This window comes from Pseudomonas sp. FP1154, assembly GCF_030687245.1.
In the GTDB taxonomy this organism is placed as follows: Bacteria; Pseudomonadota; Gammaproteobacteria; order Pseudomonadales; family Pseudomonadaceae; genus Aquipseudomonas; species Aquipseudomonas rhizophila.
Genome location: NZ_CP117465.1, coordinates 4,381,632 through 4,395,788, shown reverse-complemented (window position 1 = coordinate 4,395,788; position 14,157 = coordinate 4,381,632). Strand labels below are relative to the sequence as shown.

Here is a 14,157-nt window from a genome sequence, read left to right as displayed (position 1 = left end):
AATCGCTCGCTCAATCCGCCCGGTTGCGGATTACTTCCAACTGGACTGAACGAAACGCGGCAGTTCATCCGGATACGGCGTGAATGCCAGTTCGGAGGTGTAGGCGTAGTTCATCGAGTAGTTGAACAGCGGGGCCCAGTACGCCTGTTCGCTGATGCGCTGCAACGCCTTGCGGTAGTTGTCCTTGCGCACTTGCGGATCGAGGGCGTTATCGGCGCTCTGCAACCAGTTTTGGACTTGCGGGTCTTTGATGTTGTCGTCCGGATTGCCCTTGAACCAGGTGCCGGCCGACGCCGAAGTGTCGAGGATCGAGAACGAGCCCCAGGCCTGGAACGACATGGGCACCTTACCGCCACGTTGCTGATCTCGTAGGGCGGCGTACTTCAAGTAGCGCAGCTTGGCGTTGATGCCCACCGCGCGCAGGTTGCCGATGATGGCTTCGACGTAATCACGGTCGCGATAAGCGAATATTTCCGTCTCGAAGCCATTTGGGTAACCGGCCTCGGCGAGCAGCGCGCGGGCTTTGGCCGGGTCAAAGTTGTAGACAGTGGCCGCAGAGGTATCGCAACCGAACTGGCGTGGATAACACGCAACCTGTAAGGGCTTGGCTTCGCCACCCACCAACTGCGTCGCCAGTGCCTCGCGGTTGATTGCATGGTTGATCGCTTGACGCACCTTGAGGTTTTTCATTGGCGAGTTTTCGCTGGAGGTGCCTCGAGCATCAAGAATCAGGAAACCGATGCGCATGGTTTCGGCGCTGGTCACGGTGAGGTTCGGTATACCTTTGAGGTCGATTGCCTGATCCGAGGTGACGCGCCAGATCCAGTCGACACCGCCGGTCATCAACTCGGCCAGGCGAGTTTCTGCATCCGGGATTACCCGAAACTTGAGGTGAGCGATATGTGGCTTGCCTTGTGGGCTGTCCGCAAAGTAGTCCTTGTTGATCGCCATGCTCACGCCTTCGCCGGCCACCACCGACAGGGCCTTATACGGTCCGGTGCCCACTGGCTTGCGACTGAATTCGGCCAGGCCGACCTTCTCGAAGTATTGCTTGGGGAACATCGGAACGGCGTTGGACAGGTATTCCAGCGCAGGAGGGAAAGGCTTCTTCAAATACAGGCGGACACTGTAGTCACCGGTTTTTTCGGCGCTCTTGATCCAGTCTACGTTTTGCACGGTCACGACTTTCGCTTCGGGCGACACCACGTAGTTGAGGGTGAACACCACGTCGTCGGCGGTGAAGGGGTCGCCGTTGTGAAATTTGACGCCTTTGCGCAGCTCAAGGTCGATGGTGGTGTCGTCGACCTGTTTCCAACCGGTGGCCAGCATGGGTTTGTATTCGCCGCTGGTGGGATCGCGGTAGATCAGGTTGTCCCAGATCAGCCGGCCGAGAATCACTCCTTCGCGGAGATCGTTGTGATAGGGGCTGACGTTTTCAGGTTCGCTGTCGGAAGCGTAAACCAGGGTGTCGTTGGCTTTGTCGGCATGAGCCGCAAAGCTGTTGATCAAACCCATCAGCGCGATACTGCAGGCGAAACCTTTGATGCCCATGCCGTCGTCTCCGTTGGCGAGAGTGGTTGAATCAAAGGGCAGCGAATCGCAAATGCGGTAAATGAGGAGGAGAAGCTCAGGCGATGTTTTTTTTGGTCTGGACACGAATGTAGGGAAAGGCTATCAATGCCACAAGTACAATCTTTCGATACTTTCTTTGCCAAAAAGGCAATGCTCGGAGGTTCCGATGCAGCTGTATGGCGTGCAGTCCACGGCATTGCGCTATTTCCTGGAAGTAGCCAGGTGCGGATCGGTCAGTGAAGCTTCGCTGCGGCTCAATGTTGCGGCGTCAGCGGTGAGCCGACAGATTTCCAAGCTTGAGTTGGCTCTGGATGCCAGCCTGTTTGAGCGTCGTGCCCGAGGCATGGTGCTCAGCGAGGCCGGGACGCGATTGGCGGCATATGCGCGCAAGTCGCAACTTGAGGCAGAGCAGGTGGTGCTGGAAATTACCGAGCTGCATGGCTTGCAGCGGGGGCATGTGCATGTCGCCTGCTCGGAAGGTTTTGCATTGGAGTACATGCCCAGGAGCATCAGCGCATTCAGGCGTGAGTACCAGGGCATCCATTTCACATTGGAGGTTTGCGCGCCTGCGCAAGCGACTGAAAAAGTACGTTCCGGCGAAGCCGATCTGGCGATGACCTTCAGCTTGTCACCGCAGAAGGAAATCAAGGTTGAACATGTCTTGAGCGGGGCGATTTTTGCGGTGGTTTCCAATTCCCACCCCTTGGCCGGGCGTGAAGCGGTCAGCCTCGCCGAGTTGCAACCCTGGCCCATTGCGTTGCCCAAGGCCGATACCACGATACGGCAACTGTTCGACATTTGTTGTGGTGTACAGGGGTTGTTGTTCGATCCGGTACTGACCACCAATTACGTGGCCGCGCTTTACAGCTTCGTCCGCGAGGAAGGCGTCATTAGCCTGGCCAGCGAGATGACCTTGCACAAACAGGTGGCGGACAAGCAGTTGCAGTGCCTGCCAATTCTGGATGAAGGGATGCAGGCACGGCGCATCGAACTGCAAAGCATGGCTGGACGCAATTTGCCGGCGGCGGTTTCTGCGTTCAAGGATTTTCTGATTGCAGAACTGGTGAACACCAAGCACGGTTGAAGTGGCGAGGCAACGGCGCAAGGCTGTTCGCTTATCCCCGATGGGCTGCGCAGCAGCCCCAAAAAAAAGATTGAATCCCACGCTCCGTTATTTACTGCTCGGCATTGCGGCTATGACGGTAATCGCTGACCGCCTCATACACCGCTTTGCGCAAACGGTTGATGCCGCCGATGGGGCGATGGGCCTCAATGCCGAACCACGGGTTGAAGGACTGGTTGTCGCAGGCCAGGTTCAGCTTGGGCGTATCGAAATCCTGGGCCGGCACGGTGATTCGCGCCACTGTCTCGAACGGTGCGTCACTTTCTCGCCATTCAATACTGGTGTCTTCGATCGGCATGAACTTGCTCGGGTCCTGGCGCTGGATCTGCAGGACAAAACACGCCGGTATCCGGTCTGTGGATAACTGTTGCGTCAGTGCACTTCGCAAGAAATTCGGCAGTGCCTGGTTTTGTGCGGGCAGGGTGTAGCTCGGGCAGTTATCCGGGTCGGGCGCTACGCGAAATTTCGCGTTGGCCTCGCCAAACTTGTAGGGCGATACCGAAAAATACGTGGTCTGGGTCGGGCTGTCAGGGGCCGGTGAAAGTGTCTCCAGGGCGATGAACAGGTGGCGGATCTGCCAGCTCCGGGGATCCAGGCTCGGAAAGAACGCCATCGCCTTTTTTCCATCGGCCTGGGCGGCTACATTCTGACGATATTCGGCGACATCGCTGACGAAGAAGTTCGGATGATTGAACATCACAAAATCCTGTTCACCTTGTGACAGTCGGTCCCCCAGCAATTGTTTGCCCGGCACGCCCAGCAGCTTGATCGCCATCCCTCGCGCATCGCGCAGGCTGTCGAACTGTGGGTAGGCGTTGCCGTTGGACAAGCGAATCGTCGCTTGCCAGACCTTCCCCGGCTCGGCAAATACACCCTGGCGCAACGGTGCTGGCAGATTGTCCGGCACCTGCACTTGCGCCATGACGCAGCCGTGGGCTTTGGCATGGGCATCACGCAGGTAGCGCGTGCCTTCGCGGTGCTGATCGACGATACGGATGGCGGTCTGGATGATGTCCTGGGTCATGGCCGCTTCGCCGGGTGGAATCTGCTCTTTATCCGAGACCGGCCCGCTGTGTTGCCAGGCGAACCAGGCCGTGGCCAGCGCCCAGCCGAGCAGCCCGATGCCCAGCAACCACAGGAGCGTCTTGCCCAAAAAGGCGCCGAGGCGCAGCCAGAGCGTAATCAGCATGGGTCAATCCTTTTGCCTGAGGGGTTCATCATCACAGTTGCGACTCCAGCGGCCCGCCCAGTACCTTGAGGTACTCCAGCAACGCCCAGCGTTCCTGTGGCTGCAGCAGCCGACCGATCACGCCGTTACCCCGCTCACCAGCGCGAAACTCATGACCACTGTTGTGGTTGCCGGTAATCCGGGTGTCGAACAAAAAGCCATTCGTGAAGGCTTCTGTGCGATAGCCCAGGTGCCGTGGGTCGTATTCGAAGCTGCCTTTATAGAAGGTGATCGCCCGTTCGTCCTGAGGGGACAGCAACTGATAGATCGTCGGCACCGAGCCGTTATGCAGGAAGGGCGGCGTGGCCCAGACGCCAGCCAGGGGCCGGGCTTTGTAGGCGCGCAGCTCGCGCACGCCGATGGGCAGGCCAAAACCGTCCAGCGCCGGACGCTCCAGCGGTGTGACGCCCGCGTCACGGTAAGCCCGCTCTTCCACGAACGCGGTAACGTAGGCCAAGCCTTTGGCGACTGAAACCTGGCTCAAATCCAGCGGCGTCGTCGGGGTCGGATGCAGTTGTACGTCCAGTTTGGCCAGTTCGGCCGGATTCCATTGCAGGCTGGTCAGATCGAAACGGTGGTCGGCAATGTTGTTAGCGGTACCCGGATCGGTGCCGATCACCTTCACCGGCAACATGTTCAGGTGCTGGACGGGCCTGTCAGGACCTTGAACCACGTTGGGGACATGGCAGCCGGCACAGTTTTCGACGAACAGCGCCCGGCCTTGTGCGGCCAACGGCATATCGATAGCGCCAAGCAGTTCCTGAGGCCACTCCGGGGCCTTGAGCAACTGCAGGGTTTCTTCAATCTTGTGCAGATCGCGAACGCGCACGCTGGAGGGGTATCGCGCATCACCTTGCAATGGTTTGCCCTGGGCGTCGAAGAAATTCAACGTGGCGCCGACACCCAGTGCTTCGCCGACGTTGCGGGCCATCGGTTGCTGGGCCGAACCGTTCCACTGCACCCAGTCGAATGTCCATATGTCCCACAACTGCGGGTAATCCACAGGTGCGTTGGCGACCCGGTAATTCTTGTCGGAGATGGCATCGCCGAAGCTGGCATTGGCAATCCGTCCAAAGGCATCTGTACGGCCAGGTCCTTCTTCGGTGGGGTAGAGGCCGCGATGAGTGTCGTTCCAGGCCACGCGCAAGAATGTATCCAAGGAGGCTTTGAATGATTTGCGCAGCTGTTCATGGCGGGCGTCGTAGTCCTGCCCCAGTACCTGGCGGGCAAAGCGTTCGAATTTCCAGGGGTTGTAGTAGGTCGAGGCCAGGCTGGCGACCAATGCTTGTCCGAAACTGCCACCGCGTAATGTAGGAACGCTGGAAGGCAGGACGTGCTGGGCCGAGCCCCCGTCGATCCGTATCGCCTGGCCCTTGAAGCGCAGCTCACCGGTGTGACAGGCGGCGCAGGTGATATCCAGGAACTGGTCGGCGCTGCCCGGATTCTGGTGGCGGGTGAAACCTACGGGCAGATTGCCGGGATTGTCCGCCGAGGGTTTCTGCGCCGGGTCCACCAGAAAGCCGAATCGAGCCAGGTATTCAGGCGAAGCGAAGCGCTGTTGCGAGAACGGCAATTCGAGGGCGGTGAACCAGTCGTAGCGCAGGCCTTTGACTTGAGTGCCCTGAGGGGTGAAATAGTACGTCTGGCGTTCGGCGGCGCTCCATTGATCCAGATAATGCACCTGTTCCACCGGTGTATAGGTCGGCAGACGAGGATTGGCAACGTAATAGAGCACCACGGCCACGGCAATGACGAGCAGCGCAAGGAGCAACAAGAGAAGGCGAGATAGCAGGCGCACAGTAACGTCCTTGTTTTTTTTGATATGCCCTTATGCCTCAGTGCCGCGTGGCCGGCAAGTGGCCATTACCGATGGGGCTGCGGGGGAGTGGCAATTTGTCCCTGTACGTAATAGATGACAGATGCTTCATCCGCCCAGGATTAAAAAGCGTTTGGGACCGTGAACTTATCAGTGCTTTGCTGCTCACATGCCGGTAGCCATTGGTCGTGGCCGCCTGATAAGCTCGCGGCTTTACTCGATTGCCCTTTTGGCGCATGAACAAGGAAATAGCATGAAACAGCATCGGTTGGCGGCGGCGGTGGCCCTGGTTGGCCTGGTACTCGCGGGTTGTGACTCGCAGACCAGCGTAGAGCTGAAAACCCCGGCGCAGAAAGCTTCCTACGGCATTGGTCTGAACATGGGCAAAAGCCTGGCTCAGGAAGGTATGGATGACCTGGATTCCAAAGCAGTGGCCCAGGGCATCGAAGATGCCGTCGGCAAGAAAGAACAGAAGCTGAAAGACGAAGAACTGGTCGAAGCCTTTGCCGCACTGCAAAAGCGTGCCGAAGAGCGTATGGCCAAGATGAGCGAAGAGTCGGCAGCCGCCGGCAAGAAATTCCTCGAGGAAAACGGCAAGAAGGAAGGTGTTACCACCACCGCTTCCGGCCTGCAGTACGAAGTGGTCAAGAAAGCCGACGGCCCTCAGCCTAAGCCGACTGATGTCGTGACTGTTCACTACACCCGGTAAGTTGACTGACGGTAAGGTGTTCGACAGCTCCGTGGAGCGTGGCAGCCCGATTGACCTGCCGGTCAGCGGTGTGATCCCGGGTTGGGTCGAAGGCCTGCAACTGATGCATGTCGGCGAGAAGTACAAACTGTACATCCCGAGCGAACTGGCCTACGGCGCCCAAAGCCCGAGCCCGGCCATCCCCGCCAATTCGGTTCTGGTGTTTGACCTGGAACTGCTGGCGATCAAGGATCCGGCAAAAGAAGACGCAGCCAAGTAACCTCGGCTGCTATAACGACAACGCCTCGCTTATGCGGGGCGTTGTCGTATCCGGGCGTTGGTAAACGGCAAAAAACCGAACGCTCGGCGCGGGTTATAGTCATAGGCAATACAGACGCTGTGCTAGACCCAGTCGGGCCGTCAAGTCAATGAAATATTGGGTTTTTTTATGTGAGTAAAAAACGCCCGATCTGACTGGGGGCCTTATTTGACGGGGGCTTCAGCGCGTAAATGCAGCTCTGTTCACAAGGTTATCCACAATTTGTGTGGATAACATTTCAGTGGGAGAAAACATGAAGGCTCCGTGGAATTTTGCGCGTTTTCTGCCGCTGGCAGGACGACTGCTGGCCCGCGGTCGATTGCCGACGTTGTTGTTTGCCGTCGCCAGCAAAGGCGCCCGAGAGGGCGGTCGGTTAGGCAAGCTCAAGGAGGATCTGCGTTTGCTGCAGGCCCTGTGCCTGGCCTACTGGCGTGGCGAATATCGGGCCGTCAGCGCCAAGTCGCTGCTGTCGATCGTGGCCGGGCTGATGTACTTCCTCAGCCCCCTGGACGCGATTCCGGATTTCCTGCCCATGTTCGGCATGATTGACGATATCGCCGTACTGGCGTGGATCATGAAGACCCTCGACAGTGAACTCGAAGCCTTCCGCGCCTGGCGTTATCGGCAATCCCCCGAAAAGCTCGCTCAAGTCGAGCGGCTTCCCGACACCCCGGAACAGCTCCAGCTCCAAGGGCAGAAAAAGCACTGATCCGGTTGTGTTTGCCTTATGAGATTGATCGCCCCGCGACCTTAGCCGCTATTAGGATTACACTTCCAAGGAAAAAGCTGACTCGCTAAGTGTTGTTGTCCTACGGGGTAGACATGGATATTCAAATAATCACACGCGACGGAGAGCCCGAATACGCGGTTTTACCGTGGGATCAGTACCAGTCGCTATTGAAGGTAGCCGGCATCAATCAAGCTCCGCCGCAGGAAGCCACAGTCCGTCATGCGGCGGCACCCGGCCAGGTTCTTCCTGGTCTGGATCAACTACGCAGTTTGCGCGAAGGGAAGGGCATCGCCATTGAGGCGTTGGCCCGCACAGTAGGTATAAGCCCGTCTTATCTGGCCATGATCGAAAGTGGCGAGCGTCAGCCCGATGCCGCGATTCGGCGCAGTTTGGCCTGGGAGTTGACGGTGCCGGGTTGGAGGGATCAATCGTGAGTGTTCGTATCAGTCGGCAGCATTGGGATGGGTTGTTGGGTGAACTGGATCAGGCGCGTCGCCAGCGCCATTTGTTGACGTACCGGGCCTTGCTGGAGCGTTTGCAGCTTCCCAGCCCGGCCATGCAGACCTTGACTGCGGCCCTTGAACACTTGGCAGCACTGGATGCCCGGGCTGAACAGCCGCTGCGAAGTTCGTTGGTCATCAGCCAGGGGGCAAGCCGGTTGCCGCGTACCGGCTTCTTCGAGTGCGTTGAGCGTCTTGGGCGCTTTTCCGGGCCTTCCGATGGTGTCGCGGCCGCTTCCTGGCACGCCTCGGAAGTGGTCCGGGTATTCGAATACGAGTACCCCGAATCAGCGGAGGCCTGAATGCTCTGGCGCATCAAGGCGCGGGCCGGTTACTGGCTGGCGCGTCGATTGTTTCATTGGTCCTGGTTTGTTCGACAGCCCCGTGGCTGGTCCTGGCTGGAAGGTCAATTTGCCCGCATGGCGAACCTGGGGGACGTCGGCGCGCAAAGTTTCTATGGGCATATCCTGACGTTCCGCGGCCAGGGCCTGGGTGCCCGGGAAGAAGGTGTTCGCCTGTTGCGCCTGGCGGCGCTGGCCGGTGATGGCAAGGCTGCCTATCAAGTCGGTGTGATCAGCCTGGCCGGTTCCGCCAGCAAGGCGCCGGATCCGATAGAAGCGGCGCGCTGGTGGGGTTTGGCGGCAAAAGCCGGCCATCCGTTGGCGGAGGTCAAGCTCAAAGCGCTCGAAGGCTACGACCAGTAGTTTTATCCACAGGCATTTTTGAACCCTTCTTTCCTTTCGGCTGTTCGTTTGTCGAGTGGGGCTATTTAGCGAATCGCCCTACATTCACCGCCTCCTTACCTGACTTATTTCCCCAGGCATCCCCGGCAAAGTCTCGCGCTCCCTGAGTGCTGCGAGACGTCTGCCCATGTTCGATCGTTTTTCCCTGCCGGCCCCTGATCGAGCCGTGTCCTGATGGATCAGGTGCACCGTATCGAGCAGGAACTCGACAGCTTCAAAGACACCCTGACGCTCTACCGCGAGCAGCTCGACCGCTGGTACAGCCAGACGGCGGACCGCGCCAGCCATGCGGCCGACCTGCCTTCGCTGATGGGCATGGAGCGGCTGATTCGTTTCGGTGACAGCAGCTCCGCTGTCAGCATCGGCGATGATGATTTCCTCTCCACCGTTGTCCAGTGCCCCTCGGCCGGGCCGATGACCATCGAGAGCAAACTGGAGTCGGTGTACGACATTCCGCTGGGCGGCATCGTGGTGGATGTGGTGGCCGTGGACAGCGGCGAGGTCACGCCCGTCACCCTGAATGCCGAGGGCCTGGGGACTTTCCAGGGGACGGCGGGTAAGTCCTATCGGGTTCACGTCCAGGACAAAGTATCCCCCCAGACAATCGCCGACCTGTTTTCTTCCTACGACGGCCTGAACAACGATCTGACGCAGTGGCTGCGCGGGCAGTGGCAGGGCTTCAAGCCGCAGTGGGCGCAGCAATCATTGGCGACTTCGGCGGCCGCGGTGGGCAATGGTTTGCTCGCAGGCAGTTGGGCGGCGATTGAGGGGGTGTGGGACAGCATCAGTCTGCTGTCGGACATCCTCAAGAACCCTGGCGAGTTTGTAGACCGGCTGGGCGAAAGTGCGGATCAGCTAAGCGCCATGGCGGAAAAAACGCCGTTGCTCATGGCCAGGCTGCAATTGCTGGCCAGCGACGAAGCGGCGTTGTGCCTGCTGGTGCGCACCGCCAGCCTCTGGCTGGAGATGCTGCCGCCCAGTGAGGTTGCCGGTGAAACCGCTGAAGCGCTCGCTACGGCGGTGGTGCAACTGGTGATCGACTTGCTGATCGGCGTCGTCCTGACCTTCGCCGGGGCGGGGACCGGTGTTGCTTACCTGGCCATGCGTCTGGGCCAGTTTGGCGGGCGTCTGCTGAGCGCCGCGCAGCGATTCATCAACGCGATCTTCGCGGTGGTCAACGGTTTCATCACCTATGTGGACCGCTACAAAACCGTGGCGGCGCGGGGGATCGCGGCTGGAGTGAAGAAGGGCCGGATGCAACTGCGCTGGGACGCGCAGCGCAATACCACACTGCAAAAGGACGAATCCTACGACGACGCCCCCAGCCAATCGAAAAACCCCAACGGTGATAGCGCCGACACCGCGGCCCTGACCCAGACCAGCGGCTGCCCGGTGTCGATGGTCACCGGCGAGGAGCTGCTGACCCTGGACGACGGCACCCTCGATGGCCGACTGCCGTTTGTCTTCACCCGCTTGTACCGCACCAGCGCGGTGGACCTGGACATCGGCCTGGGCCGCGGCTGGAGCCATGCCCTGGCGCATCGCCTGTTGCTTGAAGGCGAGCAGGTCATCTGGATCGACCAGGAAAACCGCCGTACGACGTTTCCGCTGCCCAGCGAGCAACGCCCGGCGATCCACAACAGCCTGGCCCGCGCAGCGATTTACCGGGGGGCCGAGCCGGACGAACTGATCATCGCCCAGTCCGGCGAAGGTGCGCTGTTCCTACACTTTCGCGACGGCCATCTGACCGTCCTCAGCGACCGCTACGCCAACCGCCTGACGATCAAGCGCAACATCCACGGCGACATCAGCCGCCTGGACAACGGCGCCGGACGCGCCCTGCGCTTGCGTTACGCGCAGCGTCACCTGGTCGCCATCGACTACCAGAGCTTCCACCCGGCCCTGACCCTGGACGACGCCTGGCGCACCGAACAGACCCTGGTGGCTTACCGCTACGACGCCCGCTGGCGACTGATCGAAGCCACCAACGCCGCCGGCGAAAGCGAACGCTACGACTACGACGACCAGCACGTCATCCTGCAACGGCAACTGGCCGGCGGCGCGAGTTTCTTCTGGGAATGGCAAGGGGCAGGCCGCGCAGCCCGCTGCGTGCGGCACTGGGCCTCGTTTGCGCAGATGGACAGCCGCTACACCTGGGGCGAGGACGGGCAGGTCACGGTCCAGCACCTGGATGGCAGTCAGGAAGTGTACGTCCACGACGAGCGGGCACGGCTGGTGCGCAAGGTCGAGCCCGATGGCGGCGAGCACCTCAAGGCCTATGACCCCCAGGGCCGGCTGATCGCCGAACAGGACCCGCTGGGCGCCGTCACCGAATACCGCTACGACGAAGCCGGACGGCTGGTGGCGCTGATTCCGCCGGACGAGGAACCGACGTCCTACGAATACCGCCACGGTTTCCTGCACGCCCGCTCGCGCGGCAAAGCCGTGTGGCAATACCGGCGCAACACCCAGGGCGATGTAATCGAGGCCATCGATCCGCACGGCCAGAGCACCGGCTATGACTACGACGCCCAAGGACAATTGCTGGCGATCCGTTACCCCGACGGTGGCGAGCATCGGTTTACCCGCAATCAGCTGGGCCAACTGACCGAAGAAACCCTGCCCGACACGGGGCGCCGGTGTTTTTCCTACGACGCCCTGGGGCGTTTGCTGACCCGCCAGGACGAACACGGCGCCCTCACGCACTACCAGTGGGACGCGGTGGGCCGCCTGCTCGAAACCACCTTGCCGGGTGGTGCGACCCGCGCCTGGCACTACAACGCCTACGGCAAGGTCACCGCCGAGCGCGATGAGCTGGGGCGGACCACCCGCTATGAATACGCCGAGGACCTGCACCTGATCAGCCGTCGCCTCAACCCCGACGGCAGCGAACTGAAGTATCGCTACGACTCGGCGCGGCTGTTGCTGACTGAAATCGAAAACGAATCCGGCGAAAAATATCAGCTGGACTACACGCCTAACGGATTGATCCGACAGCAGATCGGCTTTGACGGCCAACGCACCGCCTACGCCTACGACCTCAATGGCCACCTGCTGGAGAAAACCGAGCACGGCGCGGACGGCGCCCAATGGGTCACCCGCTACCAGCGCGACGGGGCCGGGCGGCTGCTGGTCAAGACCTTGCCCGACGGCCAGGCCATCGAATACCGCTACGACGGGCTGGGCCGGCTGGTCCACGTCAACGACGGCACCGATCACCCGCTGGCCTTCGAATACGACGCCCAGGACCGGCTGATCAGCGAACACCAGGGCTGGGGCACCCTGCGTTATCGCTACGACGCCTGCGGACGCCTCAATCACCTGCGCCTGCCGGACAACAGCCAGCTCGACTACCACCACGCCCGGGGCGGCGCGCTGACGGCCATCGACCTGAACGGCTCGCGCCTCACCGAACACCAGCTCAGCGGCGGGCGCGAACGCCAGCGCCGCCAAGGCCTGCTGCTCAGCCAGTACGACTACGACGAACAGGGCCGGCTCAAGGCCCAGACGGTGTGGCAGAACCAGCAGCAACTGTTCTGGCGCGATTATGCCTACAGCGCCAATGGCAACCTGCAGTCCATTTCCGACAAGCGCAACCGCCGCCATTACCAATACGACCCGCTGGATCGCCTGATCGGCATCGACTATTCCCACAGCGAGCCGCCGGAACACTTCGCCCACGACCCGGCCGGCAACCTGCTGATGCAGGACCGCCCCGGCCCCACCCGCCTCAAGGGCAACCGCCTGCTGATGGAGGGCGACCGCCACTACGACTACGACGCCTTCGGCAACCTGATCCGCGAACGGCGCGGCAAGGCCCAGTGCCTCGTCAGCGAATACCGCTACGACAGCCAACACCGACTGATCGGCGTCACCACGGCGCACGGGCGCGAAACGTCCTACCGCTACGACGCCTTCGGCCGACGCATCAGCAAGACCGTGGACGGCCTGACCACGGAATTTTTCTGGCAGGGCGACCAGGTCGTCGCCGAAAGCAGCCCGCGCCACCACCGCAGCTACGTCTACGAACCGGGCACCTTCCGCCCACTGGCCCTGCTCGACGGCAAAGGCCCGAACGCCTGCCCGTTCTACTACCACCTCGACCACCTGGGCACACCCCAGGAATTGACCAACTACGGCGGCACCATCGTCTGGTCGGCACGCTACAGCGGCTACGGCAAAACCACCGAACTGGTCCACGGCGGCGGCGAACAGCTGGAACAACCGTTGCGTTTCCAGGGCCAATACTTCGACCCCGAAAGCGGCCTGCACTACAACCGGCACCGCTACTACAATCCGGAAACCGGCCGCTACCTGACGCCTGACCCGAGCAAACTGGCGGGTGGCCTCAACGGGTATCGCTACACCCTGAACCCGACGGGGTGGGTGGATCCATTGGGGTTGGTGGATTGTCCGGGGAAGGGTGGGTGCCGGTCGGCGGTTGGTAGTCAGGATCCGGCGGCTAAGGTTGGGTTGAATGAGGGTGAGCCGGCGCTGCCGATGACGGCGGAGCAGCGGCGGGCGCGGATTGACGCGTTTGGGGAGGCAAATGCTAAGAGACGGGTGGTTGCTATGGAAGAAAAATACCGTATGCACACTGTTGAAAAACACAGTTCGGAAATATCAGACGTAGCGCTAAAACAGCGTGCCATTAACGGTGCGAATCCGCACACGGGTGAAGTTCCCAAGGGAGCTAATGGAAGCCTAAGCTCCCAATTCAGCAACTGGCGAATTCATTTGAATGCGCTAAATAAAGCTATGACAAGAGAAAAGCTTGGACTGGATCCGTTTACTGGTGTGGACCACAAAAACGATAGAGTTGTCAGGCAGGAGTTGTCGGGAGCAGGGCGTGGCTACAAACCAAATAAAAAAGATAAGCAAAATCCTAAGTTGAACGAGGATTTAAATTGGTTTGAAGTGAAGTTTAGTAAAGATGGCGTACCTTACACTGGATTTCCTACGGAGAAAAAATGATGCTGATGCACCCTTTTATAAATGAGGAGTTTGTTCCTGATCTGACGTGGTTTATTGGTCAATTTGATGTGTATGACCGTGAAGAAACACTCGGGGCAATACTGGAAGTCTACAATCCTGAGAATAAGCGTGACAGATCAGAGTTGATTGTTAAATATGGCCTGAATTTAGAGTGCCTGTCCTATAGGCATAAATATGTATTGGTGAGGTTTTTGGGTGACAAGCTTAATGATCCGGATTTTGACTTTAAAAGTTTGTTTGAGATAGACGAAGATTGCGCGGGTAGCTGGCCTCGAGGGGAATGGTACAACTTACAAAGTCCTAAAGAATTTCTTCAGGATGTTTATGTGTTGGCAAAAGAAACTTGGAAAGAAGATCTCAGAAAAGCCGCTCTTGAAGATCCATCTACGTGGTAGGCCACAGGGTTAACGCCAAGCGTTCGGGCCGTGGTGAATGGGGAGTCC

10 protein-coding genes and 1 pseudogene are annotated in these 14,157 nt (G+C 59.8%); 8 read left to right on the top strand and 3 right to left on the bottom strand.

Annotation, left to right across the window (positions count from 1 at the left end; genetic code table 11):
• Positions 1-30: 30 nt before the first annotated feature.
• Entirely contained in the window at positions 31-1,551 is a 1,521-nt protein-coding gene (locus PSH91_RS19715; RefSeq protein WP_047230471.1) for an ABC transporter substrate-binding protein, read from the bottom strand.
• A gap of 187 nt (positions 1,552-1,738) precedes the next feature.
• Between PSH91_RS19715 and PSH91_RS19710 the strand changes: the two genes are divergently transcribed.
• Positions 1,739-2,656, top strand: a complete 918-nt coding sequence (locus tag PSH91_RS19710) for a LysR substrate-binding domain-containing protein (protein ID WP_076383779.1) — start codon at positions 1,739-1,741, stop codon at positions 2,654-2,656.
• A 91-nt stretch (positions 2,657-2,747) separates the two neighbouring features.
• Here the strand turns inward: PSH91_RS19710 and PSH91_RS19705 are convergent, their stop codons facing one another.
• A complete protein-coding gene (locus tag PSH91_RS19705; RefSeq protein ID WP_288913221.1) occupies positions 2,748-3,884 on the bottom strand; it encodes a catalase family protein in 1,137 nt (378 codons plus the stop codon).
• A gap of 31 nt (positions 3,885-3,915) precedes the next feature.
• Positions 3,916-5,721, bottom strand: a complete 1,806-nt coding sequence (locus PSH91_RS19700; protein ID WP_047230474.1) for a di-heme-cytochrome C peroxidase — start codon at positions 5,719-5,721, stop codon at positions 3,916-3,918.
• A 271-nt stretch (positions 5,722-5,992) separates the two neighbouring features.
• Here PSH91_RS19700 and PSH91_RS19695 point away from each other — a divergent pair.
• The 7 genes and pseudogenes from PSH91_RS19695 to PSH91_RS19665 all read left to right on the top strand — a co-directional run bounded on the left by PSH91_RS19695 (position 5,993) and on the right by PSH91_RS19665 (position 14,109).
• Positions 5,993-6,707 (top strand): annotated as a pseudogene (locus PSH91_RS19695) (FKBP-type peptidyl-prolyl cis-trans isomerase).
• Between the two features lie 292 nt (positions 6,708-6,999).
• Positions 7,000-7,455: a YkvA family protein gene (locus PSH91_RS19690; protein WP_047230476.1), complete on the top strand. Its 456-nt coding sequence runs from the start codon at positions 7,000-7,002 to the stop codon at positions 7,453-7,455.
• Between the two features lie 113 nt (positions 7,456-7,568).
• The gene (locus PSH91_RS19685; protein ID WP_047230480.1) at positions 7,569-7,910 is read left to right on the top strand and encodes a helix-turn-helix domain-containing protein; all 342 of its coding nucleotides are present in this window, start codon (positions 7,569-7,571) and stop codon (positions 7,908-7,910) included.
• Positions 7,907-8,278 (top strand): hypothetical protein, encoded by a 372-nt coding sequence (locus tag PSH91_RS19680; protein WP_003179080.1) that lies wholly within the window; start codon positions 7,907-7,909, stop codon positions 8,276-8,278. Before PSH91_RS19685 ends, PSH91_RS19680 begins: the two co-directional genes overlap by 4 nt.
• Positions 8,279-8,680, top strand: coding sequence for a hypothetical protein (locus PSH91_RS19675; RefSeq protein ID WP_047230478.1), 402 nt, complete (start codon positions 8,279-8,281; stop codon positions 8,678-8,680).
• A gap of 213 nt (positions 8,681-8,893) precedes the next feature.
• Positions 8,894-13,693 (top strand): RHS repeat-associated core domain-containing protein, encoded by a 4,800-nt coding sequence (locus tag PSH91_RS19670; RefSeq protein ID WP_305466548.1) that lies wholly within the window; start codon positions 8,894-8,896, stop codon positions 13,691-13,693.
• A complete protein-coding gene (locus tag PSH91_RS19665) occupies positions 13,690-14,109 on the top strand; it encodes a hypothetical protein (protein WP_274091327.1) in 420 nt (139 codons plus the stop codon). Before PSH91_RS19670 ends, PSH91_RS19665 begins: the two co-directional genes overlap by 4 nt.
• Positions 14,110-14,157 lie beyond the last annotated feature (48 nt).